The organism is Ideonella sp. FW305-24, assembly GCF_058788035.1.
On the sequence record NZ_JBYTAI010000013.1, the window covers coordinates 107672 to 132662 of the forward strand.

Annotated in this window: 25 protein-coding genes; 9 read left to right on the plus strand and 16 right to left on the minus strand. The window is 66.4% G+C overall.

The genetic code is table 11. The features are described 5' to 3' along the window. Positions 1–48 precede the first annotated feature (48 nt). Positions 49–678 (minus strand): hypothetical protein, encoded by a 630-nt coding sequence (locus tag AC3WR5_RS26530; RefSeq protein ID WP_231011900.1) that lies wholly within the window; start codon positions 676–678, stop codon positions 49–51. 107 nt (positions 679–785) lie between these two features. Here AC3WR5_RS26530 and AC3WR5_RS26535 point away from each other — a divergent pair, with 107 nt between their 5' ends. The 4 genes from AC3WR5_RS26535 (at position 786) to AC3WR5_RS26550 (ending at position 6064) form a co-directional block, all read left to right on the plus strand. Continuing rightward, entirely contained in the window at positions 786–2066 is a 1281-nt protein-coding gene (locus tag AC3WR5_RS26535) for a winged helix-turn-helix domain-containing protein (protein WP_492488374.1), read from the plus strand. A gap of 46 nt (positions 2067–2112) precedes the next feature. Continuing rightward, positions 2113–3399: an amidohydrolase family protein gene (locus AC3WR5_RS26540; protein ID WP_141290803.1), complete on the plus strand. Its 1287-nt coding sequence runs from the start codon at positions 2113–2115 to the stop codon at positions 3397–3399. Positions 3400–3414: 15 nt separating this feature from the next. Further along, the gene (gene thpR, locus AC3WR5_RS26545) at positions 3415–3918 is read left to right on the plus strand and encodes an RNA 2',3'-cyclic phosphodiesterase (protein WP_492488376.1); all 504 of its coding nucleotides are present in this window, start codon (positions 3415–3417) and stop codon (positions 3916–3918) included. Between the two features lie 76 nt (positions 3919–3994). Next, positions 3995–6064, plus strand: a complete 2070-nt coding sequence (locus AC3WR5_RS26550; RefSeq protein ID WP_492488378.1) for a S9 family peptidase — start codon at positions 3995–3997, stop codon at positions 6062–6064. A 58-nt stretch (positions 6065–6122) separates the two neighbouring features. Here the strand turns inward: AC3WR5_RS26550 and AC3WR5_RS26555 are convergent, their stop codons facing one another. Then, positions 6123–6434, minus strand: a complete 312-nt coding sequence (locus tag AC3WR5_RS26555) for an antibiotic biosynthesis monooxygenase family protein (RefSeq protein WP_492488379.1) — start codon at positions 6432–6434, stop codon at positions 6123–6125. Continuing rightward, positions 6434–7090, minus strand: a complete 657-nt coding sequence (locus AC3WR5_RS26560; protein ID WP_492488381.1) for a type 1 glutamine amidotransferase domain-containing protein — start codon at positions 7088–7090, stop codon at positions 6434–6436. The genes AC3WR5_RS26555 and AC3WR5_RS26560 overlap by 1 nt, the downstream gene beginning before the upstream one ends. Positions 7091–7242: 152 nt before the next feature. On the opposite strand from AC3WR5_RS26560, the gene AC3WR5_RS26565 reads away from it, so the two are divergent. Beyond that, positions 7243–8148, plus strand: a complete 906-nt coding sequence (locus tag AC3WR5_RS26565; RefSeq protein WP_492488383.1) for a LysR family transcriptional regulator — start codon at positions 7243–7245, stop codon at positions 8146–8148. A gap of 177 nt (positions 8149–8325) precedes the next feature. Here AC3WR5_RS26565 and AC3WR5_RS26570 read toward each other — a convergent pair whose 3' ends face one another. The 11 genes from AC3WR5_RS26570 to AC3WR5_RS26620 all read right to left on the minus strand — a co-directional run bounded on the left by AC3WR5_RS26570 (position 8326) and on the right by AC3WR5_RS26620 (position 19414). Then, the gene (locus AC3WR5_RS26570; RefSeq protein WP_492488384.1) at positions 8326–10089 is read right to left on the minus strand and encodes a hypothetical protein; all 1764 of its coding nucleotides are present in this window, start codon (positions 10087–10089) and stop codon (positions 8326–8328) included. Positions 10090–10104: 15 nt separating this feature from the next. Continuing rightward, positions 10105–10719 carry a hypothetical protein gene (locus AC3WR5_RS26575; RefSeq protein WP_492488386.1) on the minus strand — a complete coding sequence of 205 codons (615 nt, stop codon included), beginning with the start codon at positions 10717–10719 and terminating at the stop codon, positions 10105–10107. Between the two features lie 153 nt (positions 10720–10872). Further along, positions 10873–11214 carry an L-rhamnose mutarotase gene (locus AC3WR5_RS26580; protein WP_492488388.1) on the minus strand — a complete coding sequence of 114 codons (342 nt, stop codon included), beginning with the start codon at positions 11212–11214 and terminating at the stop codon, positions 10873–10875. Then, positions 11214–11996, minus strand: coding sequence for an L-fucose dehydrogenase (locus AC3WR5_RS26585; RefSeq protein ID WP_492488390.1), 783 nt, complete (start codon positions 11994–11996; stop codon positions 11214–11216). Before AC3WR5_RS26585 ends, AC3WR5_RS26580 begins: the two co-directional genes overlap by 1 nt. A 2-nt stretch (positions 11997–11998) precedes the next feature. Next, positions 11999–13279 carry an L-fuconate dehydratase gene (locus AC3WR5_RS26590; protein ID WP_141287593.1) on the minus strand — a complete coding sequence of 427 codons (1281 nt, stop codon included), beginning with the start codon at positions 13277–13279 and terminating at the stop codon, positions 11999–12001. A 16-nt stretch (positions 13280–13295) separates the two neighbouring features. Next, positions 13296–14156, minus strand: a complete 861-nt coding sequence (locus AC3WR5_RS26595) for an ureidoglycolate lyase (RefSeq protein WP_492488392.1) — start codon at positions 14154–14156, stop codon at positions 13296–13298. A 59-nt stretch (positions 14157–14215) separates the two neighbouring features. Further along, the gene (locus tag AC3WR5_RS26600) at positions 14216–15157 is read right to left on the minus strand and encodes an ABC transporter substrate-binding protein (protein ID WP_492488394.1); all 942 of its coding nucleotides are present in this window, start codon (positions 15155–15157) and stop codon (positions 14216–14218) included. A gap of 59 nt (positions 15158–15216) precedes the next feature. After that, positions 15217–16239 carry an ABC transporter permease gene (locus AC3WR5_RS26605; protein WP_492488396.1) on the minus strand — a complete coding sequence of 341 codons (1023 nt, stop codon included), beginning with the start codon at positions 16237–16239 and terminating at the stop codon, positions 15217–15219. Positions 16240–16262: 23 nt separating this feature from the next. Next, a complete protein-coding gene (locus AC3WR5_RS26610; protein WP_492488398.1) occupies positions 16263–17768 on the minus strand; it encodes a sugar ABC transporter ATP-binding protein in 1506 nt (501 codons plus the stop codon). A gap of 10 nt (positions 17769–17778) precedes the next feature. Continuing rightward, a complete protein-coding gene (locus AC3WR5_RS26615) occupies positions 17779–18645 on the minus strand; it encodes an amidohydrolase family protein (protein ID WP_492488400.1) in 867 nt (288 codons plus the stop codon). Between the two features lie 16 nt (positions 18646–18661). Beyond that, positions 18662–19414 carry an SDR family oxidoreductase gene (locus AC3WR5_RS26620; protein WP_492488402.1) on the minus strand — a complete coding sequence of 251 codons (753 nt, stop codon included), beginning with the start codon at positions 19412–19414 and terminating at the stop codon, positions 18662–18664. A gap of 198 nt (positions 19415–19612) precedes the next feature. Between AC3WR5_RS26620 and AC3WR5_RS26625 the strand changes: the two genes are divergently transcribed. The 4 genes from AC3WR5_RS26625 (at position 19613) to AC3WR5_RS26640 (ending at position 22737) form a co-directional block, all read left to right on the plus strand. After that, the gene (locus AC3WR5_RS26625; RefSeq protein ID WP_141287586.1) at positions 19613–20401 is read left to right on the plus strand and encodes an IclR family transcriptional regulator; all 789 of its coding nucleotides are present in this window, start codon (positions 19613–19615) and stop codon (positions 20399–20401) included. Positions 20402–20535: 134 nt separating this feature from the next. Beyond that, positions 20536–21735 carry an FAD-dependent oxidoreductase gene (locus tag AC3WR5_RS26630; protein WP_492488404.1) on the plus strand — a complete coding sequence of 400 codons (1200 nt, stop codon included), beginning with the start codon at positions 20536–20538 and terminating at the stop codon, positions 21733–21735. A 4-nt stretch (positions 21736–21739) separates the two neighbouring features. After that, the gene (locus tag AC3WR5_RS26635; protein ID WP_492488406.1) at positions 21740–22243 is read left to right on the plus strand and encodes a GNAT family N-acetyltransferase; all 504 of its coding nucleotides are present in this window, start codon (positions 21740–21742) and stop codon (positions 22241–22243) included. A 122-nt stretch (positions 22244–22365) separates the two neighbouring features. After that, positions 22366–22737 carry a 4Fe-4S dicluster domain-containing protein gene (locus tag AC3WR5_RS26640; RefSeq protein ID WP_492488408.1) on the plus strand — a complete coding sequence of 124 codons (372 nt, stop codon included), beginning with the start codon at positions 22366–22368 and terminating at the stop codon, positions 22735–22737. Between the two features lie 59 nt (positions 22738–22796). Here the strand turns inward: AC3WR5_RS26640 and AC3WR5_RS26645 are convergent, their stop codons facing one another. Beyond that, complete coding sequence (locus AC3WR5_RS26645) at positions 22797–23963, minus strand: BMP family ABC transporter substrate-binding protein (protein WP_141287665.1); 1167 nt, start codon at positions 23961–23963, stop codon at positions 22797–22799. A gap of 47 nt (positions 23964–24010) precedes the next feature. Then, entirely contained in the window at positions 24011–24931 is a 921-nt protein-coding gene (locus AC3WR5_RS26650; RefSeq protein WP_492488501.1) for an ABC transporter permease, read from the minus strand. Positions 24932–24991 lie beyond the last annotated feature (60 nt).

Here is a 24991-nt window from a genome sequence, read left to right on the forward strand (position 1 = left end):
TTGTGAACCCGCGCACCCCGGCCGGGCGACCCTCGCCTCAGCCGCGCATCACTTCGGGGCGACGGGCTTGGCGTCGACGCTCAGCGTCAGTGCGGCACCTTCGCCGCCGGTCTGCCAGGCGCCCTGGTAGGTGGTGCTGGTGAACAGCAGGCCTTCGGCGGCGGTGACCCACACGGCGTTCTTCAGCGCCTTGGCCTTGGACTCGGCCACCACCCAGTAGCTGTGGCCGGCCTTCAGGCGCGGCGTCTTTTCGCTGCTGAAGAACTGCTGCACGGGGGTCCAGCCGAAGGTGGCCACCGGTGCGGTCCAGTGTTCCAGCTTGTGGCCGCTGGGCAGGCTCTCGCCGCCGCCTTCGTCCAGCGCGTCGGTCTGCAGGGTCAGCTTGATCTTGGCCTGGTCGACGTCAGAGTTGTTCATCAGCCAGATGCCGATGCGCGAGAGCTTGAAGTCGCTGTCCACCGGCACCGTGAAGCGGGCGCCCACGGTCTGCTCGGTGTAGATGTCGAAGCCCCAGTAGCCGAACCAGCCACCGGGCGCGCCGGTGTCGATCAGCACCTGTTTGGCCGCGGCGGTCGGCACCGCCAGCTGGGTGGCAACAGGGCCAGCCGCCCAGCTGCTGCCAGCCAGCATGCCCCAGCCGACCAACACCGCGCCCAGGACTTGCAGAGAACGTTTCATGAAATGGCTCCGAAACAATCAGAAAGAAGCCTGGATGCTAGAAGCCCGGCTTGTGGCAATCTTGACCAGATCATGACGGACACGCCCTGCCCGCCAGTTTTCCTGCCATGCCTGCCGACACCTTGACCCTGGACACTGCTGGTTTCCCCCAGCTCGGCGACCAGCCGCTGCGCCTGCCGCCCAAGGAGCGCGCGGCGCTGTCGCTGCTGCTGCAGCGGCAGCCGGCCGTGGTCGCGAAAAACGATTTCGCGGCCGTGGCCTGGCGCGGCGGGGACATGTCCGACGAAAGCCTGGCGCGCTGCATCAGCCGGCTGCGGCAGGCGCTGGCCCCGCATGGCTGGCAGATCGAGTCGGTCTACGGCACAGGCTACCGGCTCAGCAGCGAAACCGCGCTGCCCGCAGGCCCCGCGACGCGCCCGGCCCAGCCTTCCGCGAGCACGCTGGACGCCTACATCCACGCGCGCCAGCTGGCCCAGCAGCGCACGCCGGAGGCCCTGGGCCGGGCCATCGCACTGCTGCGCGAGCTGCTGAGTACCCACCCGGACTACACGCCGGCCGCAGTGGCACTGGGCGACGCGCTGGCTGCCGCCATCGGCTGGGGCCAGTCCGACACCGACGCAGCGGTTGCCGAAGGGCTGCAGGCGCTGGACGATGCCGCGGCGCGCGATCCCGCCACGCCCGGCCTGGACGCCGCCCGCGGCTGCCTGCTGGACATGGCCTGGCGTTTTGCCGATGCCGAGGTGGCCCATGCGCGCGCACTGAAAATTGGCGCCAACGATCCGGACACGCTGCTGCTGCACGCCCGCCACCTGCTGTTCACCGACCGACCGGCACTGGCCGTCGAGCAATTGCGCCGGGCCCGGCAGCAGTCGCCGCATTCGCTGATGCTGCGCATGTCCTTGTCCCGGGCGCTGGTGCAGGCCGGACACGGTGCCGAAGCGCTGGCCGAGGCCGACGCTGCCGTGGCCGACCACCCGGGCCAGCTGCTGATCGGCGCGTTTGCACTGTCCATGCGGGCCATGGTGGCGCCGGAGCCAGCGCTGGCTGCGCCGACGCTGCGCTTGATCGAAGGCCACGACACGCCGCCCTACGTCTGGACCATCTCGTCCTTCGTGCTGGCGCGCCTGGGCCAGCGCGAAGCGGCACTGGACATCATCGACGCCTCGCTGATGTGTGCGCGCACCAGCACCGGCGAGGCCACGCTGTATGCCGCTTCACTGGCCGCACTGGGCGAGGTGGACCGCGCCGCCGAGCTGCTGCGCCAGGCCTGCGACGAACGCTGCGGCATGCTGGCCATGGTGCTGCGCGACCCTGCGCACGCCGACTGGCTGCCGCAGCACCCGGTGGGCCGCGCGTTGTTGACTCGCGTCTTTGGCCCGAACGGGTGACAGGCCCGCCGCCAGCCCGGCCACCGAACTGCGATAACCTTTCCCCATGCTCGACCTGCTGATCCACGACGCCACCCTGCCCGACGGTCGCCGCCAAATTGGCGTGGCCGTGCAGGACGGCCTGATCGCCGACATCGGCCCGCACCTGACGCCCGACCACGCCCCCGCGGCCCAGACGGTCGACGCGCAGGGCATGCTGCTCAGCGCACCGTTTGTCGACGCCCATTTCCACATGGACGCGACGCTCAGCTACGGCCTGCCCCGCGTCAACCAGAGCGGCACGCTGCTGGAAGGCATCGCGCTGTGGGGCGAACTGAAACCCGATCTGACACAGGAGGCGCTGGTCGAACGCGCGCTGGCCTATTGCGACTGGGCGGTCGCCAAGGGCCTGCTGGCGATCCGCACGCATGTGGACGTGTGCGACCCGCGGCTGCTTGCGGTGGACGCGCTGCTGGAAGTCAAGCGCCGCGTGTCGCCCTACCTGGACCTGCAACTGGTCGCCTTCCCGCAGGACGGCGTGCTGCGCGCGCCGGGCGCGATGGACCTGCTGAAAGAAGCGCTGCGCCGCGGCGTGGACGTGGTCGGTGGCATTCCGCATTTCGAGCGCACGGCCGAACAGGGCGCCTTGAGCGTGAAGCGGCTCTGCGAACTGGCCGCGGAGCTGGGCAAGCGCGTGGACATGCACTGCGACGAGAGCGACGACCCGCTGTCGCGCCACGTCGAAACCCTGGCCTTCGAGACCCACCGCCTGGGCCTGCACGGCCGCGTCACCGGCTCGCACCTGACCTCCATGCACAGCATGGACAACTACTACGTCTCCAAGCTGATCCCGCTGATGGCCGAGGCGCAGCTGGGCGTGGTCGCCAACCCGCTGATCAACATCACGCTGCAGGGCCGGCACGACAGCTACCCCAAGCGCCGCGGCATGACCCGTGTGCCCGAACTGATGGCCGCCGGCCTCACCGTCGCCTTCGGCCACGACTGCGTGATGGACCCCTGGTACAGCCTGGGCAGTGGCGACATGCTGGAGGTCGCCCACATGGGCCTGCACGTGGCGCAGATGACCAGCCAGGCGGCGATGCGCCAATGCTTCGAAGCGGTGACGACGAACCCGGCGCGCCTGCTGGGGCTGGAAGAGAGTTTCGGCCTCGCCGTCGGCCGCGAAGCCAGCTTCGTGCTGCTGCAGGCGCAAGATCCCGTCGAGGCCATCCGGCTGCGCGCGCACCGCCTGGGCGTGTGGCGCCAGGGCCGCATGCTGGCCGAGAGCCCGCCGCTGGAGACCCGGCTGCATCTCGCGGACCGCCCCGGCGGCATTGACTTCCTGAAGCGCTGACACACGCCCCCGAACATGCCCGACGCCCGCCTCTTCCTGGCCCTGGTGCCTGACGAAGACACCACCCGCGCCATCGTGGCCTGGCAGCGCCGCTGCACCTGGCCCGAAGACGCGCGCATCTACCGCCGCGACGACCTGCACATCACGCTGCTTTTCCTCGGCGCCGTGCCCCGCGCCACGGTGGGCGACCTGGTCCCGCAGCTCAACGTGCCCGCCCCGCGCCTGCAACTGGACCTGTCACTGACCCACGTCGAAACCTGGCCCCGAGCCGGCGTCGCCGTGCTGGCGCCCACCAGCGTCCCGGAAGAACTGCGGGTCCTGCACGCCGCCCTCGCCACCGCCGCAACCCAGGCCGGCTTCGCGCTGGAACCCCGCACCTACCAACCCCACGTCACGGTCGCCCGCACCCGCATGGCCGCCCCCGGCGCCCAGGTCGACGGCCCGCTGACCTGGCGCAGCGAAGGCTACGTGCTGATGGAGTCCAACCAAGGGTACCGGGTGATTCATCGGTATGGGTGAGGACGGTCGAGGATGTGGGTGCACGCAGTCCAGCCCCGACAATCGCCGGCTGACGACTGGCTTCCCTGCTTCATCGATGCGATTCGAACATTCCAAGCCGCTGCCGCGTTGGCATGCTGGCCGCGTGCTGCACATTGCAGCTGCCTCCGTGACCCTCGCCTGGGTCGCCCTTTTCTCCACCGTTGCCGCAGCGGCTGAAAGCCCGCCGATTGCGGCCAAGGTTGACCGGCAGCCGCTGACAAGTTTCGCCAGCCTGCCGCTGTTGTCGGACGTGAGGCTGTCGCCGGACGGGCAGCAAATCGCGGCGCTGATGAACACCGGCGGCAAGACGGTGCTGATCACCCGTCCGGTGACCGGCAACAAGCCGCGCGCGCTGTTGACGACCGACAACCAGGAGTTCTCGTTCAACTGGATTCACTGGGTCAACAACGAGCGGGTGCTGGCCAGCGTGCGCTTTGCCTCGCGGCGCGATTTCGTGGCCACTGTCGAGACGCGCTTGCTGTCGGTCAAGGTCGATGGCAGCGGCTCGGTGAACCTGGTGCGCAACCCGGTGCCCTCCGGCAGCATTTTGGGCAACGCGCCTTCGCAGCAAATCCAGGACCGCGTGCTCGACTGGCTGCCGCAGGACGGCCAGCACGTGCTGCTGCAGCTCAACGGGCCGGGCTCGGTCAACCCGGCGGTCTACAAGGTGGACGTGAACACCGGCGAGCGCGTGATGGTGAAGGGGCCTGAGCGGCTGGTGATGCGCTGGCTCAGCGACGCCCAGGGCCGCGTGCGGGTGGGCCTGCAGGAAGACGATGGCGTGATCGAGGTCCGTGCCTGCGACCCGGACGGCAAGCGCTGGCGCACGCTGTGGCGCAGCACTGAAATGAAGGACCGCGTCTGGCCGATGGGCTTCGGGCAGGACCCGCAGGAGCTTTACATCAAGGCCTACCACGAGGACCGGCTGGCGGTGTTCACGGTGCGCCTGGACGACGCCGCGCTGCCGCGCCAACTGCGCCTGGCCGACCCGCATGCCGACGTGGGCGGCTGGCTGCTGCGCTCGCCGCTCACCGGCGAGGTGCTGGGCCTGCGCAGCGGGGCCGACGAAGAAGCCGACGCCACCGACGAGACGCGGCCTGCGATGTGGAACGCCACCTGGCGCAACACGCTGAAGGCCATCGACAAGGGCCTGCCCGAACGGGACAACCTGCTGCTGGACATCAACCACGACGAGCAGCGCTACCTGATCTATTCCGAGGGCAATGGCCAACCAGGCGAGTACTACCTGGGCGACCGGCGCAGCGGCGAGCTGACCCTGCTGGCCGAGACCTACCCGGACCTGGACCCGGACCGCTTGGCGCACAAGGTGCCGGTGACGCTGAAGGCGCGCGACGGGCTGCCGCTGGTCGCATTTGCCACGCTGCCGCTGGGCCGCAAGCTCGGTGACGCCGGCCCGCCGCTGCCCACCGTGCTGCTGCCGCACGGCGGACCCAACAGCCACGACGACACCGGCTTCGACCCCTGGACCGCCTTCCTCGCCGACCGCGGCTACCTGGTGCTGCAGGTCAATTTCCGGGGCTCGGACGGCTACGGCTATGCGCACAAGGCCGCCGGTCTGCAACGCTGGGGCCTGGAGATGCAGGATGACCTGAGCGACACGCTGCTGTGGGCCACCGGCCAGCACCTGGCCGACCCGGCGCGCGTCTGCATCGTCGGCGCCAGCTATGGCGGCTATGCGGCGCTGATGGGCGTGGTGAAGACACCCGAGCTGTACCGCTGCGCGGTGAGCTTCGCCGGCGTGTCCGACCTGCCGGACCTGATCGCCACCGAGAGCCTGTACCACGGCGGCCTCGAAGAAGCCGAGCGCACCATTGGCAAGGCCTGGGGCGACCGCGAGCGCCTGCGCGCCACCTCGCCGGCGCGCCAGGCCGGAAGCATTCGCGTGCCGGTGCTGCTGGTGCATGGCACGGCCGACCGCGTGGTGCCGGTCGACCAGAGCCAGACCATGGCCAGCGCGCTGAAGAGCGCCGGCAAGACCTACCGCTATGTGGAGCAGGAAGGTGGCGACCACCACCTCAGCCGGGAAGCGCACAGGCTGGCGTTTTTCACCGAGCTGGAGACCTTCCTGGACCAGCAGCTGCAGCCGCAGAAGGCGCGCGACTGAGGTCGGCGAAGTGAAAGAGACAGGTGGCCGGCGCCCGGGGCCGGTGCCACCGGTCCCTTCAGGCCACGGCATGCGGCCGAAGGATCTCCACCTGCCGCCGGGTCAGCAGCGGCAGGATGCGGTCGACGACCACGGCTCGGTAGTGGGCTGACTCCCGGTGCGCCTGGAGTGACGCATCGTCACGGTAGTGCTCCAGCAGCAGCACCTCGCCGAGTTTCGCGGTCGCCTGGAAGACTTCGTAGCCCAGGCAGCCCGGCTCGGCCAGCGTGGCCTCGCGGACTTCCGCCACATGGCGCAACACCTCGTCAACAGCCTCTGGCGACATCTGCCAGCGGGCCACGATCACGATGGGGGTGACGACCGCGTTCATCACGCCACCGCCTTGCCGCTCAGCGCCTGGACGATGGCTTGGCCGACCAGCGTGCCGGAGGCCGGGTTCTGGCCGGTGATCAGGCGGCCGTCCACGGCCAGCTTGGGCTGCCACGGTTCGGCCGATTCGTAGAGGCCGCCTTCGTCGCGCAGCGCGCTTTCCAGGTCGAAGGGCACATCCGCACGGGCATAGCCGTCTTCCTCGGCGGTGGAGAACCCGGCAACCTTGCGCCCACGCACCAGCGGCGAACCGTCCGCCAGCTTCACGCCCAGCAGCGCAGACGGGCCATGGCACACGGCGGCGACGACCTTGCCGCCATCCCAGGCGCGGCGCACGGCCGCCTGCACTTCGGGGTTGCCGGTGATGTCCACCATCGGGCCCAGGCCGCCGGGGAAGAAGACCGCGTCGTAGTCCAGCACGTCCACCTCGGACAGCTTGCGGCTCCGGGCCATGCGGCGGTACGAAGCACTGGCCAGGAATTCAGTCTGCGCGGTGTCGCTGCCGTCGAAACCATCTTCCGGCGGCTTGCCGCCTTGCAGCGTGGCGTATTCGACCGCGATGCCGGCCTTGTCCAGTTCCTCGAACGGGTGAGCGATCTCGGGGAAGAAGAACCCGGTGGCGCGGTTGTTCGGGCCGATGACAGCTGTGTTTGTCACAACAAACAGAACATGCTTGACACTCATGACACTCTCCTATTTCGGTTGACACCCGGTGGCTCCCGGATGAAACGAAGATTAAGGAAAGCGGCACCTGCACGGTAGACGCGCGGAAGTTGACTGATTGTCTTATCCGATCTGACAATCAAGCCATGAGCACCCACCCATCGCCCATCCTGGACGAACTGCGCGCGATGGCCGTCTTCGCCACCGTTGTGCGCAGCGGCAGCTTCTCGGCCGGCGCCCGGGCGCTGGGGCTGACGCGGGCGGTGGTCAGCCACCATGTGGGCGCGCTGGAAGCCAAGCTGGGCGTGCCGCTGGCCCAGCGCAGCACGCGCAGCTTCAGCCTCACCCCTGCCGGCGAAGCCTTCCGCGTGCACTGCGAGCGCATGCTGGACGAAGCGCAGGACGGCATCCGCGGCATGGAGCTGCTGCGCGCCGAACCGCGCGGCGAAGTGCGCATCACCTGCTCGCACCACTTCGGCCAGCGGCGCATCTTGCCGGCCCTGCTGGCCTTCCGCCGACGCTACCCGTCCATCCGCCTGCACGTGGCGATGAACGACAGCAACATAGACCTGGTGCAGGCCGGCATCGAGCTGGCCGTGCGCGCCGGCCCGCTGGCGGACTCGGACCTGGTGGCCCGCCGCCTGGTCAAGGAGCCGACGATGCTGTGCGCCTCACCCGCCTACCTGCGCCGCCACGGCACGCCGGCCACGGTGGCCGCGCTGGCGCAGCAACGCTGGGTGGTCTATCCGCCGTCGCAACGCGCGCTCTCGGCCCGCCACGACGGAAAAACCATCGAGATCCCGGTCCAGGGCGACATCGTCACCGACAGCGCCGCCTCCCGCCTGGCCTTCGTGCTGGCCGGCGAAGGCATCGCCCGCCTGCCCGCCTACGACGCAGCCGCGCTGCTCGCCTCGGGCGAGCTGGTGCGCGTGCTGCCCGAAGTTGAAACCGCGTCGCTGGAAATCTTCCTGGTGCACAGCAAGCGCATCGGGCCGAGCGCGCGGTTGCTGCGGGACTTCCTGCTGGCGGATGCGCCGGAGGGCGAAGGCTGAGTTCGGCCTGCGAACAAAAAACTTGTCGCAATCGCCATTCCGAACAGATTTCTTGGCTCGCCGGAGGAAAAAGCGGCGACGCGCGTGTATCCGATGCAGTTTGGGCATGATGTCCGCCCAGAGTACATGTCCCCGCCAAAAACGCTGTCCGTCTGCGGAGGACGGCTTGACTGCAACCTATCTTCCGACAGGAACCAAGTACGAGGCGCCAGCCTCAGTGCGAACGATCAAGTCGCCGTCATTCGCATAGAGGTCGGAAATCCGCGATCCATCGCCATTGCAATTACTCCTCATCGAGCAAGGCCAAACTTCCCTCAGAGAAAATTGCTCCAGATCGAAGACAAAGATATTCGATCCATCATGGATGTAGAACCCTGATCGACCGATCACCCAGCCGTGCGGGCTTGGAAAAATTGCGAACGTCTTAGTCTCCCTCTTGATCGGATCGAAATACTGAAAAGGGCGACCACCATTGCCATCGGCACCACGAATAACAATGACGCGATCAGAGTTCGGTACAGGCACAATTTCAGGCGATGAACCCCCCCCTTCATTGACGGTAAAGGTCACGGCCGGCTCTGCCGCTTGCGTCGCGCCCTTGCGATAAAAGGAATGGAGAAATCCCGAGCCTTCACCCTTGTACTCCTGCTTCACCAAGAATGAATTTGTCTCAACTGAGACTTGATGTTCGTGAAGATCACCATCGTTCACGCCCTGCGTCACGGGAAACTTGTCCACACTTAAATCGAACACTTTGGCATTAAGGATAACCCAATCCTTCTTTGAAACAACAAAGTAGTTATTTCTCTTTTTATCCTCATACCTAAAAGTCGTGCGAACGTATACGTTACCCTTATCCTCAGAAATACTCAATACCGTGTCCTGCTGCATTTCATCACACGGCTGGATCTTGATATCCTCCAGTCGTTTGAATGTCGCCCTCTCATAGACTTGAACCCTCACGCCTTCATCTTTTTGATAGCAGCCCCAAATCGATTGGTAGACATACTTCGGAAAGAAGTATAGATCACCGCCATCCATCCTCTTTCCCAAGTCAAACCTCAACGATGGCAGGCGCGTGCGCCCTTGCGATACAGCGGTCGAAAATTCTCCCTGAAATCCCCTTGAACCTATATCAACGTCTTTGGGTCCCTCGAAGAATTTCTTCTTGAAAGAAGCTTCACTGACATCGCTCGCCCTTTCAGGTCCAGCATCCAACTTTGACAGCCACTTCAGCCCGTCTCCATAGCGGTGAAGAGTTTTGGTGAGCCACGACGCATAGTCAATTGCAATCGGACGCAGCTTTTCGGACACCGGTTCTTGGCCTTCAAGCAGCGCATCAATCCCGCTCTTCCTACAAAAATCACTGGCTGCATAGAAATCTCCCGTCTGATCAAGTATCTTTCTGGCCTCCACGCATGCAGACAGAACTGACTGTTCTCGCCACATACCATTTCTCAGGATCTGATCGTCTACCTTGTAGAGGCTAACGGGCCATTCATTTGATCCCCTGACATATTGACCCATGGCCAGAAGCACATCTTGTTTTAGCAGAATATTCTGCGCAAAGACAGGCAGTCGCCCCAGTTCCTTCCCACTGTCCGCTTCGAAGACAACAACCCCCTCTTGCCGGTCAGTCGTTGTATAGATTATCCTATTCCTCAAGGCCAGAGAATAGAAGTTAGCATAGCGTGGCAACACTCTTTCAACAGCGTACTTCTCCAAGTTCAACACCAGAATTTCACCACAATTCGCCGAAATCACGGCGAGATTGCGCTCTCGCAAGAATCCTGCTGGCTCGCAAGACTGTTTTAGCGGTTCCACGGGGGGCGGAAGATCAATATGACCCAGCTCATTCAAAGCTCGGTCGTAGAACAATAGTTGCTCCCCGCCATTTCGATAACCCAGTGCAACAAGCCCCTCGTCGCCGACCGATAGCAAGCGTTTGCCTGAAATCTATACCACATCCGAAACCTTCAAGCTTGGCAATTCAAACCGCGTAAAACCTAGTTTTACCTCTTCGAAATAGCCAGAGATCGACTGCAGCAGGACCAGGTGCTGATTCTCGATATAACCAGCATAGATCGGGTCACCCAACCGCAATTTTTTGACAACTTGCCCGGTCGATCTTTTGATTACCTCGACCGGGGTGGATGGCGGGTGCCCCGATCCGGACAGCACCAGATATTCTGGATTCATCGCAATGATGCCGGGGTTATTTCGCCCCTTGACCAATACATCGAAACGACGCAAGACGGGATCAAACTCCACAATGTCGTAAGTATTTCCGGTATCGTCGAAGTGCCCATACAGCAGATTACCTTCATACGTCCCCGCCGGAGATGGATAACCTTTTCCAATCGGAACCTTATCTTTGGCCAGGTCGATCTTTGTCAACGGTCCGGCTGGAGAAACCCAGCCTCCCGCCCCCTGATCCATTCGCATTTCGCCAGAAGTAGAGCAAACATCGGCACTGCCGCTCTCACTTTTACAGCCGGGAGAATCAGCAAATACCAGGGAAGCGCCAAACACCAGCGCAATGATGATTGCGCCATATGAAAATCGAAACATGATCCTCCCCGCAGGCTCTCTTGTGATCGTTGATCATATACAAGGAGCCAATTCGCTAACGGGGATTTTTGCCTCGGCGCACGCCGAGTTTCATCGCGAAGCAATCGAGCCCGGAATCGCTTGGACCTGCGGTTCAGGAAATCGGCAAGAGCGTCAACCTTGCGCCGCGAAGTCGAAAATCCGCGCTGCCGCCACCCACTTCTCACCCGCTGGCGTCCACGGCGTAGGTGCCTGGAAGCGCCACATCAGGTCTTCCCATTCGCGCAGCTTCGGGTCTTCGGCCTGGGCCTGGGCCATGCGCTCGGGGTTGTAGACCGCGTCGTCGGTTTCCATGACCATGCACAGCCGGGTGCCGAGGCGGTAAATCTCCATGGACAGCACGCCTTGCTCGTGCAGGTGCGCGGCAACCTCGGGCCAGATGCGGCGGTGGTGGGCTTCGTACTCGGCGATCAGGGCCGGGTCGTCTTTCAGGTCCAGCAGCAGGCAGTGGCGCATCACATCTTTCCCAGGGCGCGGTCCAGGTGCACGTAGCCGCCGTCCGGGTGCAGCCACTGGCCCGTCGTGTGGGACGAGCGGTCGGACAACAGGAAGACCACCATGTCGGCGATCTCCTGGTCGGTCGTCATGCGGTTGCCCAGCGGGATGCGGGCGGTGATGTTCTGCAGGGCCTCGTCGGGGTTGGGCAGGGTCTGCAGCCAGCGCTGGTAGAGCGGCGTCATGACCTCGGCCGGCAGCACGGCGTTGACGCGCACGCCGAAGGGTGCCAGTGCTGCCGCCCATTCGCGCGTCAGGCCCAGCTGCGCGGCCTTGGCGGCCACGTAGCCGCTGGTGCCGCCCTGGCCGGTGAGTGCGGTCTTGGACGAGATGTTGACGATGGACCCGCGGCGCTGCTTGATGGACTCGACGCACAAGTGCGCCATCACGTAGCAGTGCACGAGGTTGGCTTCGAGGGAGCGCATGAAGGCGGCGCGGCCAGCATCCAGGCCCACACCGTCGTTGGCGCCGGCGTTGTTGACCAGCGCGTCGATGCCGCCGAAGCGGCTCAGCGTGTCGGCCACGGCACCCGCGCAGGCGGTGTCGTCCTCCAATTCGAGCTGGAAGAACGCATGGCGTGGGCACAGCGTGTCCAGCTGCGCGGCGAACTCCGGCAACAGCGGGCTGCGGCCGAAGATCACCGGCACGGCGCCTTCGCGCGCCAGCGCCAGGCTGATGGCGCCGCCGATGCCGGCACCGCCACCGGTGACGATGACGACCTTGTCCTGCAGGTGCAAGTCCATGTTCAGCCTTTGAAGGTGTAGTGCGCCAGCGACTCGGGCTTCATCTCGATCGAATAGCCCGGCCGCGTGGGCGGCAGGTAGGCCGCGCCGCGGATCACGCAGGGGTCCACGAAATGCTCGTGCAGGTGGTCCACGAACTCGATCACCCGGCCTTCCTTGGTGCCAGCAATGCACAGGTAGTCGATCATCGACAGGTGCTGCACGTACTCGCACAGGCCCACGCCGCCGGCATGCGGGCAGACCTTCAGGCCGTGCTTGGCGGCCATCAGCATCACGGCCAGCACCTCGTTCAGGCCACCGAGCCGGCAGGCGTCGATCTGCACCACGTCGATCGCGCCGCGCATGATCAGCTGCTTGAACATGATGCGGTTCTGGCACATCTCGCCGGTGGCGACCTGCATCGAATCCTTCACCGCTTCGCGGATGCGGCGGTGGCCCTCGATGTCGTCCGGGCTGGTCGGCTCCTCGATGAACCAGGGCTTAGCAAAGGCCAGGTCCTGCAGCCAATCGATGGCCTGGTCCACCTCCCAGACCTGGTTGGCATCGATCATCAGCTTGCGGTCCGGGCCCAGCACCTCGCGGGCAATGCGCACGCGGCGGATGTCGTCGGCCCTGTCACGGCCCACCTTCAGCTTGATGTGCGAGAAGCCGGCGTCCACCGCCTCCTGCGCCAGGCGGCGCAGCTTCGCGTCGTCATAGCCCAGCCAGCCGGCCGAGGTGGTGTAGCAGGGGTAGCCGTTGGCCAGCAGCTCGGCGCGGCGCGCGGCCTTGCCTTCGCCACGCTCGCGCAACAGCGCCAGCGCTTCGTCGGGTGTGATGCAGTCGGTGATGTAGCGAAAGTCGATCAGCTTGACGATCTGCTCCGGCGTCATGTCGGACACCAGCTGCCACACCGGCTTGCCCTCGGCCTTGGCCCACAGATCCCACACAGCATTCACCACCGCGCCGGTGGCCAGGTGGATGGCACCCTTGTCCGGGCCGATCCAGCGCAGCTGGCTGTCGGACGTGACATGGCGCCAGAAGCGGCCCATGTCCTCGGCGATCCAGGCCAGGTCCAGGCCGACGACCAGGTGTTCCATCGCGCGGATCGCGGCGCAGCAGATCTCGTTGCCGCGGCCGATGGTGAAGGTCAGGCCGTGGCCTTCAAGGCCCGGCTGGTCGGTCTCCAGCACCACGTAGGCCGCGGAATAGTCCGGGTCCGGGTTCATCGCGTCGGAGCCGTCCAGGTGCTCGGACGTGGGGAAGCGCACGTCGAGCACGCGCATGGAACGAATGGTGGTCATGGCGTGTTCCGGGCGTTCAGGCCTGTACCGTGCGCTGCTGCTGCTCGCCCAGGCCCTGGATGCCCAGGCGCATGGTCTGGCCAGCCTTCAGGTAGATGGGCACCGGCTTCTGGCCCAGGCCCACGCCCGGCGGCGTGCCGGTGGAGATGATGTCGCCCGGCTGCAGGCTCATGAACTGGCTGAGGTAGCTGACCAGCTTCTTCACGCCGAACACCATGGTGCTGGTGTTGCCGTTCTGGAAGCGGCGGCCGTCGACCTCCAGCCACATCGCGAGCTGCTGTGGGTCCGGCACTTCGTCTGCAGTCACCAGCCACGGGCCGATGGGGCCGAAAGTGTCGTGGCCCTTGCCCTTGTCCCACTGGCCGCCGCCGCGCTCCAGCTGGACCTCGCGCTCGGAGACGTCGTTGACCACGCAGTAGCCGGCGACGTGCGACATGGCATCGGCCTCGTCGATGTAGCGGCCGCCCTTGCCAATCACCACGCCGAGTTCGACCTCCCAGTCGGTGCGCGAGCTGCCGCGCGGGATTTCCACGTCGTCGTTCGGGCCGACGATGGCGCTGGTCCACTTGTTGAACACCACCGGCTCGTCCGGCACCTTCGCGCCGGACTCGGCGGCGTGGTCCGCGTAGTTCAGCCCGATGCAGATGAACTTGCCGACCTTGCCGACGCAGGCGCCCAGCCGCAGGTCTTGCTGCGGCGTGCCGGGCACGAGCGGCAGCGAGGCGATGTCCAGGCTGGCCAGCTTGTCCAGCCCGGCAGGCGTGAGCACATCGCCGGCAATGTCGGCCACCACGGCGGAAAGATCCCGCACGCGCCCTTCGGCATCCAGCAGGCCCGGTTTTTCCTGGCCCAGGGGGCCGTAGCGCAGCAGTTTCATTCAGATTCCTCTTTTATCGGTGAGTGAGCGTGACGACAGCGTCGTGTGCAAGGCGAAGATCAGTCGTAGAGCACCGCGGCGATCTTCGGGTCGTTGAGGTTGGTCTTGTCGTACCAGTAGAAGCCGGTGTCGATGACCTTGGGCAGCTTCTCGCCCTTCAGCGCCTTGACCGCTGCTTCGACGGTCTTGTAGCCAATGCCGACCGGGTTCTGCGTGATCGAGCCGGCGATCAGGCCGTCGCGGATCGCGTCCTTCTGTTGCTTGCCCGAGTCGTAGCCGACGATCACGACCTTGCGCTTCATCTCGCGCACGCCGTTGGCCACGCCGATGGCCGAGCCTTCGTTGGTGCCGAAGATGCCCTTCAGGTTCGGGTAGGCCTGCAGGATGGACTTGGCGATTTCGGTGGACTTCAGGTGATCGCCGCCGCCGTACTGCACGCTGACGACCTTGATGTTCGGGTAGGTGGACTTGATGCGGTCCACGAAACCGTCGCGCCGGTCCACCCCCGTACGGCTGGTCTGGTCATGGGCCACGACGGCCACTTCGCCGGCCTTGCCGATCAGCTCGGCCAGCTTGTCGGCCGCCAGCGAGGCGGCGGCCTTGTTGTCGGTGCTGGCGGTGGTGACCGGGATGTCGCCGGCCACGCCGGAGTCGAAGGCGATGACCGGGATCTTCGCGGCCTGGGCCTTCTTCAGGAGCGGCAGCGCGGCCTGGCTGTCCAGCGCGGCAAAGCCGATGGCGGCCGGCTTCTTGGCCAGAGCAGCGGACAGCATGTCGATCTGCTTGTCCACCATCGCTTCGGACTCGGGGCCCTCGAAGCTGATCTTGACCTTGTAGTCCTTGCCGGCCTGCTCGGCGCCGCTCTTCACGGCCTGCCAGAACTGGTGCTGGAAGCCTTTCGAGATCAGCGGGATGTAGACCTCTTGCGCGCTGGCAGCACCCGCGAGCGCGAAAGTGGCGGCCACGGCCAAGGCAAGTTGCGAAACGGTTTTCTTCATCATGGTGGTGTCTCCTGTCGTTGTAGGAATCGAAGCGAACGGGAACGGAAAATAGAGGCACCTCAGCGCGCGCGGCGCCGCAGGATGTCGGTATAGACCGCGAGGATGATGATCACGCCGGTCACCACTGTCTGCCACTCCTGGGCCACGTTCATGATGCGCAGGCCGTTGGTCAGCACGCTCATGATGAAGGCGCCAATGATGGTGCCCAGGATGGTGCCGGTGCCGCCGGACAGCGAGGTGCCGCCGATGACGACCGCGGCAATCGCGTCCAGCTCGTAGCCCTGGCCCAGCGCCGGCTGCGCCGAGTTCAGCCGCGAGGCGATCAAGAGTCCAGCCACGCCGCAGATCGCGCCGCTGAGCGAATAGACGACGACCTTCCAGAAGTCGACATTCACGCCCGAAAGCCGCACCGCTTCTTCGTTGCTGCCCAGCGCGAAGGTGTAGCGGCCCAGCATGGTCTTGTTGAGGATCAGGCTGGCGACGATGGCGACGATGAACAGGATCAGCACCGCGTTGGGGATCGGCAGCGCGGGGATCAGGTCGCCGATCAGCGAGTCCTGCGAAATGGCCGAGAAGCCGGGCGTGTCGTTGAAGTAAATCGGCTTGGTGCCGGAGATCACCAGCGACAGGCCCTTGAGCAGCATCATCATGCCCAGCGTGGCGATGAAGGGCGGGATCTTCAGCTTGGCGATCAACAGGCCCGAGCCGAAGCCGCTCAAGGCGCCGAAGAACAGCGCCGCGGCCACGCCCACCGCCAGCGGCAGGCCCAGGTAGGTCAGGAACACACCGGCCATCACCGCGCAGAAGGTCATCAGCGTGCCGACCGACAGGTCGATGCCCGAGGTGATGATGACGAAGGTGCAGGCGATCGCCAGCACGCCGTTGACCGCCGTGGCCTGCAGGATGCTGACCAGGTTGTCCACCTGCAGGAAGCTGCCGGAGGCGAAGCTGAAGAAGACCATCAGCGCCAGCAGGCTGGCAAAGGCCAGCAGCTTCTGGCGCGCGGCGGGGCGCAGCCACACGCGGCGGCGCGGCACGGCGGCTTCGGCCGCCGGCAAGGGAGAAGTGGTGATGGGTGGCATGGCAGTCGGTGTTCGTTGCGCCCTCAGGCGGGGGCGGCTTCACGCCGCGTGGCCAGCTGCATGATGCTGGCCTGGGTGGCCTGCTCGGCCGAGAGTTCGCCGGTGATGCGGCCTTCGCACATCACCAGCACGCGGTGCGCCAGGCGCAGCACCTCGGGCAGTTCGGAAGAGATCACGACGATGGCCTTGCCCTGCGCCGCGAGCTGGTTCAGCAGCTTGTAGATCTCGGCCTTGGCGCCCACGTCGATGCCGCGCGTGGGCTCGTCGAAGAACAGGATGTCGCAGTCGCGCTGCAGCCACTTGGCGATGACGATCTTCTGCTGGTTGCCGCCAGACAGCAGCCGCACCGGCTGCTCGACCGAAGGCGTCTTGATGCCCAGCTGGCGCACGTGCTGCTCGGCCGTCTGGCGCAGCGCGGCCTGGTCCAACCAGCCGGCGGCCGAGGTGAACTGGCCCATGGAGGCCAGCGCGATGTTGGTCTCCACGTCCAGCCCGGTCGCCAGGCCGAAATGCTTGCGGTCCTCGGACAGGTAGCCGATGCCCAGCGCCACCGCCTGCTGCGGCGAGCGGATGGTGACCGGTTTGCCGCGCACACGGATCTCGCCCGAATCCAGCGGGTCCGCACCGAAGATGGCGCGGGCGACCTCGGTGCGGCCGGCGCCCATCAGGCCGGCAAAGCCGAGGATCTCGCCGGCGCGCAGCTCGAACGACACGTCGCGCACCGCGCGGCCGCGGTTCAGGCCGCGCACCTGGAGCAGCACTTCGTTTCGCGTGGTGTCTGGCAGGTGCTTGGTGAAGGCATCGAGCTGGCGGCCGACCATCATGCCGATGATGCTGTCCACGCTGGTCGTGGCCATGGGTGCGGTGGCGATGTACTGGCCGTCGCGCATCACCGTGACGCGGTCGGCGATCTGCTGCAGCTCGTCCATCTTGTGCGAGATGTAGACGATGCCCACGCCTTCGGCCTGCAGCTGCCGGATGATGCGGAACAGGTCGGCCACTTCCTGGTTGTTCAGCGCCGCGGTGGGCTCGTCCATGATCAGCACGCGCGAGTCGAAGGACAGCGCCTTGGCGATCTCCACCATCTGCTGGCGCGCGACCGTCAGCTCGCCCACGGGCGTGCGTGGGTCCAGCTTCAGGTTCAGGCGCTGGAACAGCTGCTCGGCCTTGGCATTCAGCGCCGCTTCGTCCAGCCAGCCGAAGCGGCCATGCGGCTCGCGGCCGATGAAGATGTTCTGCGCGGCGCTGAGGTGGTTCATCAGGTTCAGTTCCTGATGCACGATGCCGATGCCCAGCGCCTGCGCGGCGCGCGGGCTGTCGATCTCGACCGCACGGCCGTCGACCAGGATCTCGCCACCATCGCGCGGATAGACGCCCGCCAGCACCTTCATCAGCGTGGACTTGCCGGCGCCGTTTTCACCCATCAGCGCATGCACCTCGCCGGGCAGCAGCTCGAACTGGATGTCCTGCAGCGCACGCACGCCGGCAAAGGACTTCGACAGGTTGCGAATCTCGACGAGCGGGGTCATGTCAACACCTTCACAGGCCGTAGAAGCGCTGCGCATTGCGGGTCCACACGTCCGCCTGCGCTTCGGGCGACAGCTCGCCGATCAGCGCTTCGCTGACGGCCACCCATTCCGCATGCGAGCCAGCCAGCGTCAGCACCGGCCAGTCGCTGCCCCACATCAGGCGCTCCGGCCCGAACAGCGTCAGCAACTCGTGCCAGAGCGGGCGCAGCGCGGTGACGGCGTCGGCGACCGAGCCACGCTCGGTCGCCGGCAACTGGGTCAACAGGCCAGAGAACTTACAGCTGACATTCGGCAGCTGCGAGGCCTCGCCCATCAGCCGGCGCCAAGGCGCCACCCAGCCCGCGTGCCAGCCTTCGGCCAGCGGCGGCTTGGCGGCATGATCCATCACCGCAGGCAGCGCCGGCCAGTCGCGCAGGAACTGCAGCACAAACGGCAGTTGAACCGGCTGCACCAGCACGTCGAAACACAGGCCCAGCGAAACCAGCGCCTCGATGGCCTCGGGCCGCGGCGCGCGGCAGATCCAGTTCGCATCGGGCAGGTCCTGCAGCATCGGCCGCACGCCCTTGAACTTCGGGTGCAAGGCCAGGCGCGTCAGCGTCTGCACCGCGTCCGCGCGGCTCAGGTCCACCCAGCCAACCACGCCGGCGATGAAGTCATGCTGCGAGGCCAGTTCCAGCAGCCATTCGGTCTCGGCCACGCTGTCGGCCGCCTGCACCAGCACCGTCTTCTGCACGCCAGCGGCCTGCATCAGCGGCTGCAATTCCTCGGGCAGGAAGTCGCGCCGCAGCGGCGCCAGCGCCGGCTCGTCGCCTTGCAGCCAGCCGTAGTCGCCGCGAGCGGGGCGCCAGAAGTGCTGGTGCGCGTCTGTTCGATTCATACAGCAGGCACGAAGCTCAGATCGAAATGCCGCCGTCCACCATCACGGCCTGGCCGGTGACGAAGCACGACTCGTCGCTGAGCAGGTAGACCACCTGCGGCGCGATGTCTTCGACCGTGGCCAGCCGGCCCAGCGGCTGGCGGGCGATGAAGTCCTTCTCGGCCTGCACCGGGTCTGCCGCGCCGGCAATGCGGCCACGCAGCGAGGGCGTGTCCACGGTGCCAGGGCACAGTGCATTGCAGCGCAGTCCCACCTTGGCGTAGTCCGCCGCGATGGCCTTGCTCATGCCGATCACCGCGGCCTTGGTCGCGCCGTAGACAAAGCGGTTCGGCAGGCCCTTGACCGAAGACGCGATGGAGGACATGTTGATCACGCTGCCGAAGCTGCCGTCCTGCTTCATCTTCTCCAGCATGCCGGGCAGGAAGGCGCGGATCAGCCGGTAGGCGCCCTTGACGTTCAGGTCGAAGCTGAAGTCCCAGGCGGCTTCGTCGCAGTCCAGCACAGTGCCGTGGTGCACGAAGCCGGCGCAATTGAACAGGCCGTCCAGCGGCGGCAGCGAAGCGGCCAGCGCGGCGATGGCAGCGCTGTCCCGCACGTCCAGCAAACGGGTGTCGATGCCGGCACCTTCGCCGACCAGCGATTCCAGCAGCGCGCCATTGATATCGGTGGCGATCACCCGCGCGCCTTCGGCGGCGCAGGCCAGCGCGCTGGCGCGGCCGATGCCTTGCCCCGCAGCGGTGATCAGGATGGTTTTGCCTTGCAGTCTCATGGGCGCCTCAAAAGTTCATGTATGAACACTTCGTTTACTGGAGAATGACTGTAGTGATCCGATTCTGCTTGCGCCTCTGGTGCTTACCCTGAGGACCCGAAGGGCCGACTGAGCGCTGCCGTCCGGTATGGTCAGCGCAGGCCGACGCGAGCGGAGCCTCGTCCATCCTTCCTGTTGCGCCCCTTACCCGCCGCCGCCATGACCGAACCCGACAACGAGCCGACCAGCGACGCACCCAACGACCGTTACCGCGCACCGGCCCTGGACAAGGGCCTGGACATCCTCGAACTGCTGGCCGAGCAGCCGCAGGGCATGACCCGCGCCGAGATCGTCAAGGCCATGGGCCGCAGTCCCAGCGAGATCTACCGCATGCTGGAGCGGCTGGTGGTGCGCCATTACGTGACGCGCTCGCAGGAGGGGGACCGCTACGCCCTGAGCCTGAAGCTGTTCGTGCTGGGCCACCGTCACCCGCCCATCGAACGGCTGGTGACGCGCGCGCTGCCGGCCATGGATGCGTTTGCCAAGGCGGCCGAGCAGTCCTGCCACCTGGGCATCTACGACCGCGGCAACATCACCGTGGTCGCGCAGGTCAACGGGCCCAGCGCCTGGGGCTTGTCGATCCGCCTGGGCGTGCGCGTGAGCCTGGCGGACACGGGCTCCGGCCACGTGCTGCTGGCCTTCCAGCCCGAAACCCGGCGCGCTCTGATGCTGGCCGAACACGTGGCGCTGGACGGCGAGGTGCCGGTGGGCGCCACCGAACTGCAGGCCATCCTGGCGCGCGTGCGCGAGCAAGGCCACTGGCAGGGCGAGAGCCAGCAGGCGTTTGGCGTGACAGACCTGTCGATGCCCATCCTGGACTCGCACGGCCACGCGCTGGCAGTGCTGACCTGCCCGTTCATCCGCCGCATCGACCGGCACGTGGGTGCGGACCTGGACACCGTGCGCGGGCTGTTGAAACAGGCCACGCAAGGGCTGTCGCTGGCATGAAACGTGGGCACCCGGCTGCGGCGTACCGCTGCCACCCTCCGTGAGGGTGCTCAGGCCGCTTGGGAGCGGCCCGGCGCTGGCCTGAGACGTCGCGCTAGATAATCCGCGGCCTCACCTCCTCCGCGGCCCTGTCCATGACCCTGCAACGTCGCCAGTTCATCGGCGCCACCGGCGCCACGCTTGCCGGCCTGTCCACCGCTTCGCTGAGCCAGCGCGCTGGCGCACAGACGGCTGCAGCCGTCAGCCAGCCGCCGTTTGCGCCGCCGCCGCTGCTGTCGCCCATCCAGGCGCGCACCGACCGCATCGTCGACATCACCGTCTGCACCCGGCCGTTCCGTGCCGCCGGGCCGCGCATCGAAGCACAGCGCATTGGGCGGCAGACGGTGGTGCACAACTACGGCCATGGCGGCAGCGGCTGGTCGCTGTCCTGGGGCTCGGCGAAGCTGGCGGTGGACCTGGCGCTCACCACGAAGGAAAAGCACCTGGCCGTGATCGGCTGCGGCGCCATCGGGCTGACCACTGCACGCGCCGCGCAGCGCGCCGGGCTGCGCGTGACGATCCATTGCCGCGAACTGCCGCCAGAGGTGCGCTCGTCCAAGGCCACAGGCGTGTGGTCACCGGACTCGCGCATCTGCGACGAAGCCCACGCCACGCCTGCCTTCCGCCAGCAATGGGAAGCGATGGCGCGCCTGTCGCACCAGACCTACCAGCGCATGATGGGCCTGCCGGGCGACCCGGTGGAATGGCGCGAGGGCTACGTGCTGTCGGACATCCCGTTCGACCAGGAACTGCCGGACGACGAGGCGCCGCCGCGCCACCCCGAGCCCGAATACGCCGAGTTGGAAAGCGAGTTGCTGCGCGATCTGCACCCGCGCTCGGTCGCGCTCTCGCCGGACCAGCACCCGTTCCCGGTGCCCTTCGCGCGCCGCTACACGCAGATGGTGTTCAACCTGCCGGCCTACAGCCAGATGCTGCTGGGCGAGTTCATGCGCGACGGCGGCGAGGTCCAGCACCGCGAGTTCGAAAGCCCGCGCCAGTTCGCGGCCCTCAAGGAGCGCACGCTGGTCAACGCCACCGGCTACGGCGCACGCCAGCTGATGGGCGACAACTGCCTGGTGCCGGTGCGCGGCCAGATCGCCCGACTGGTGCAGCAGCCAGAGGTGCGCTACGGGCTCAACTGGCGCGGCCACAACCTGAATGTCGTCTCGCGCCGCGACGGGCTGCTGGTGCAGTCCAGCGTGGACGGTGACTTCGACAACGAAGACACCACGCCAGACCGCACCGTGGCCGAAGCTGCGGTGCAGCGGCTGGCGATGCTGTTTGCGCGAGCCTGACGCCATGCACGCCGACAAACCCCGTCTCGAAGGCATCACGCTGCGCCAGGCCAGCCTGGCCGACCTGGACCTGGTCTGTGACCTGGCGCAGGAACTGAACCTGATCCATCACCAGGCCTGGCCGGACGTGTTCGCGCCACCTGCCTCGCCTTCGCGCGACCGCCTGCACTGGCAGGACAGCATGCTGGGCGCGGACCGGGCCATCTTCCTGGTCGAAGATGCCTTCGGCCAGTCGCTGGGCTTCATCGCGCTGTCGCTGATCGAGGAACGCCACAGCCTGCTGCAGCCAATGCGCTACGGCCGCGTCAACTCCGTCTGCGTCTGCCCCGAAGCGCGCGGAATGGGCCTGGGCCGGGCCATGATGGCGCAGGCCGATGACTGGGCCCGCGAACACCGCGCCACCGACATGCGCCTGGTCGTCTGGGCCTTCAACGAACAGGCCCGCAAGCTCTACCAGGAGCTCGGCTACGAAGTGCTGTCGCACACCATGGGCAAGCGGCTGGCGTAGGTAGCCTGCGACCGCGGCGCTGCAATCTTTCGTTGCAGCGCCAGCCATCAAACGTTACACGCACGCCCAGGGCCGCTTCGAGAATTTGGCAAAGCCGCTGCGCGGCGCCACTGCCACTCGACATGCCCTCAGCTGCTTCCCAAACCTCGACCAAACGCACCAACCCTGCCAAGGTCAAACGCGCCGCCGCCCATCCTCAGCGGCCGGGCCAGGCCTGCCATGCCGCGCAGGGCGAATACGTCCCGGTCGTGAACCGCGCCAAGTGCGAGGGCAAGGGCGACTGCGTGGAGGTCTGCCCGTACGACGTCTTCGACGTGAGCACCATCGCACCGGCGGACTTCCAGGCGCTGGGTTTCATGGCCCGCCTGAAAGTGCGGGTGCACGGCATGCAGACGGCCTACACACCACGCCAGGACGCCTGCCTGGCCTGTGGGCTGTGCGTGGTGGCCTGCCCGGAGCGGGCGATCCAGCTGGTGCGAACCGCGCAGCCCTGAAAAGAAAAAGCCGCCGGCTTGCGCGGGCGGCTTTTGGGTGCAGGCGACTCGCCAGGGGCTTACTTCGCGCCCGGCACCTTGCCTTCGACGCCCTTGACGTAGACGTTCAGGCCGCCGAGGAACTTGTCGTCGCCGGCTTCGTCCTTCTTGCGCATTTCCTTGCCGGTGTTGTCCACCAGCGGGCCCTTGAAGACGTCGATGCTGCCGTCGGCCAGGCCGGCCTTGGTCTTGGCGACCAGTTCCTTCACGTCGGCCGGCACCTGGTCGCTGATCGCGACGATGTCGTTGGCGCCTTCCTTGACGCCCCACCAGGTCGCCGTGCTGCCCTTCCAGCTGCCGTCCAGCGTCTCCTGAACGGCCTTCTTGTAATACGGCGTCCAGTTGATGATGGCCGAGGCGAGGTGGGCGGTCGGTGCGAACTTGGACATGTCGCTGTCCCAGCCGAAGGCGAACTTCTTGTTCTTCTCGGCGGTCTGCAGCACGGCGGTGGAGTCGGTGTTCTGCAGCAGCACGTCGGCGCCACCGTTGATCAGCGACTGCGCGGCTTCGGTTTCCTTGGGCGGATCGAACCAGCTGTTGACCCAGACCACCTTGGTCTTGATCTTCGGGTTCACGCTCAGGGCGCCCAGGGTGTAGGCGTCGATGTTGCGGATGACTTCAGGCACGGGGATGGAGCCGACCACGCCGAGCGTGTTGGTCTTGCTCATCTTGCCGGCGATGATGCCGGCCATGTAGGCACCCATGTAGCTGCGGCTGTCGTAGCTGCGCAGGTTGGCGCTCTGCTTGAAGCCGGTGGCGTGTTCGAACTTCGCATCCGGGAAGTCGGCCGCGACCTTCAGCATCGGCTCCATGTAGCCGAAGCTGGTGCCGAAGATCAGCTTGTTGCCTTGCGTGGCCATGTCGCGGAAGACGCGTTCTGCGTCGGCCGACTCGGGCACGTTCTCGACGAAGCTGGTCTGGATCTTGTCGCCGAATTCGGCTTCGATGGCCTTGCGCGCGGTGTCGTGCGCGTAGGTCCAGCCGTGGTCGCCGGCCGGGCCGAGGTAGGCGAAGGCGATCTTCAGCGGCTCGGGCTTGGCAGGGGCCGGTGCAGCGGCCGAAGCAGGCTCGGCAGCCGCGGGCGGCGGGGTTTCTTCCTTCTTGCCGCAGCCGACCAGGGCCGCGGCAGCGGCAATGGTCGTCCAGCTGGTCAGCTGGAGCAGCGAACGCTTGGTCATCAGGGTCATGGGCGCTTCTCTCTTGAAGTGGATTGCCAGGGAAGAAAAGTGTCCGGTCAGGAACCGGGGAAAAACGGTTTGCCGAGCGAGGCGGGCATGTTGGCGCGGACCCAGTTGGCGTTGCTCGAGATCAGCACCAGCACAACCACGGTCGACAGGTAGGGCAGCATGCCGAGGAACTGCACGGGGATGTGCACGCCGTTGCCTTGCAGGTAGAACTGCAGCATGGTCACGCCGCCGAACAGGTAGGCACCCAGCAACACCCGTGCCGGGCGCCAGGTGGCGAAGGTGGTGAGCGCCAGCGCGATCCAGCCCTTGCCGGCGATCATGCCTTCGACCCACAGCGGCGTGTAGATCACCGAGATGTAGGAACCGGCCAGGCCGCACATCGCACCGCCAACGACCACCGCCGCCAGCCGGATGCGACGCACCGGGTAGCCCAGCGCATGCGCCGATTCGGGCGACTCGCCGACCGCGCGCAGCACCAGGCCGGCGCGCGTGCGGTAGAGGAACCAGGCCAGCAGCGCCGTCAGCACGATGGCGATGTAGACCATCGGGTGCTGGCGGAACAGCGCCGGGCCGATGAACGGCAGATCCCCCAGCAGCGGCACGTGGAACTGGGCCTGCTCGCCGAGCTTTTCCTGCACGTAGCGGATGCCCAGGAAGGCCGAAAAGCCGCCGCCGAACAGGCTCAGCGCGAGGCCGGTCGCCACCTGGTTGGTGTTGAGCCAGATCACCAGCAGGCCGAACAGCGAGGCCAGCACCGCGCCGGACAGCATGCCGGCGCCAAAGCCCAGCCAGCTGCTGCCGGTGTGCACCGTGGTGGCGAAGCCGGCGATGGCGGCCACCAGCATCAGGCCCTCGGCGCCGAGGTTGATCACGCCGGCACGTTCGTTGATCAACAACCCGATGCCGGCGATGGCCAGCGCGGTGCCCGCGTTCAGCGTGGCGGCCAGGAGGAGTGCGAGGCCGTCCATTTCAGTGCCGCCCGGCCGCCCGAAGGCACTGAACACCCCCTCGGGGGGCCACGAACGCAT

Coding starts and splice junctions, on each gene's coding strand:
- AC3WR5_RS26530 (WP_231011900.1), bottom strand. CDS start 678: ATGAAACGTTCTCTGCAAGTCCTGGGCGCGGTGTTGGTCGGCTGGGGC.
- AC3WR5_RS26535 (WP_492488374.1), top strand. CDS start 786: ATGCCTGCCGACACCTTGACCCTGGACACTGCTGGTTTCCCCCAGCTC.
- AC3WR5_RS26540 (WP_141290803.1), top strand. CDS start 2,113: ATGCTCGACCTGCTGATCCACGACGCCACCCTGCCCGACGGTCGCCGC.
- thpR (WP_492488376.1), top strand. CDS start 3,415: ATGCCCGACGCCCGCCTCTTCCTGGCCCTGGTGCCTGACGAAGACACC.
- AC3WR5_RS26550 (WP_492488378.1), top strand. CDS start 3,995: ATGCGATTCGAACATTCCAAGCCGCTGCCGCGTTGGCATGCTGGCCGC.
- AC3WR5_RS26555 (WP_492488379.1), bottom strand. CDS start 6,434: ATGAACGCGGTCGTCACCCCCATCGTGATCGTGGCCCGCTGGCAGATG.
- AC3WR5_RS26565 (WP_492488383.1), top strand. CDS start 7,243: ATGAGCACCCACCCATCGCCCATCCTGGACGAACTGCGCGCGATGGCC.
- AC3WR5_RS26575 (WP_492488386.1), bottom strand. CDS start 10,719: ATGTTTCGATTTTCATATGGCGCAATCATCATTGCGCTGGTGTTTGGC.
- AC3WR5_RS26580 (WP_492488388.1), bottom strand. CDS start 11,214: ATGCGCCACTGCCTGCTGCTGGACCTGAAAGACGACCCGGCCCTGATC.
- AC3WR5_RS26585 (WP_492488390.1), bottom strand. CDS start 11,996: ATGGACTTGCACCTGCAGGACAAGGTCGTCATCGTCACCGGTGGCGGT.
- AC3WR5_RS26590 (WP_141287593.1), bottom strand. CDS start 13,279: ATGACCACCATTCGTTCCATGCGCGTGCTCGACGTGCGCTTCCCCACG.
- AC3WR5_RS26595 (WP_492488392.1), bottom strand. CDS start 14,156: ATGAAACTGCTGCGCTACGGCCCCCTGGGCCAGGAAAAACCGGGCCTG.
- AC3WR5_RS26600 (WP_492488394.1), bottom strand. CDS start 15,157: ATGATGAAGAAAACCGTTTCGCAACTTGCCTTGGCCGTGGCCGCCACT.
- AC3WR5_RS26605 (WP_492488396.1), bottom strand. CDS start 16,239: ATGCCACCCATCACCACTTCTCCCTTGCCGGCGGCCGAAGCCGCCGTG.
- AC3WR5_RS26610 (WP_492488398.1), bottom strand. CDS start 17,768: ATGACCCCGCTCGTCGAGATTCGCAACCTGTCGAAGTCCTTTGCCGGC.
- AC3WR5_RS26615 (WP_492488400.1), bottom strand. CDS start 18,645: ATGAATCGAACAGACGCGCACCAGCACTTCTGGCGCCCCGCTCGCGGC.
- AC3WR5_RS26620 (WP_492488402.1), bottom strand. CDS start 19,414: ATGAGACTGCAAGGCAAAACCATCCTGATCACCGCTGCGGGGCAAGGC.
- AC3WR5_RS26625 (WP_141287586.1), top strand. CDS start 19,613: ATGACCGAACCCGACAACGAGCCGACCAGCGACGCACCCAACGACCGT.
- AC3WR5_RS26630 (WP_492488404.1), top strand. CDS start 20,536: ATGACCCTGCAACGTCGCCAGTTCATCGGCGCCACCGGCGCCACGCTT.
- AC3WR5_RS26635 (WP_492488406.1), top strand. CDS start 21,740: ATGCACGCCGACAAACCCCGTCTCGAAGGCATCACGCTGCGCCAGGCC.
- AC3WR5_RS26640 (WP_492488408.1), top strand. CDS start 22,366: ATGCCCTCAGCTGCTTCCCAAACCTCGACCAAACGCACCAACCCTGCC.
- AC3WR5_RS26645 (WP_141287665.1), bottom strand. CDS start 23,963: ATGACCCTGATGACCAAGCGTTCGCTGCTCCAGCTGACCAGCTGGACG.
- AC3WR5_RS26650 (WP_492488501.1), bottom strand. CDS start 24,931: ATGGACGGCCTCGCACTCCTCCTGGCCGCCACGCTGAACGCGGGCACC.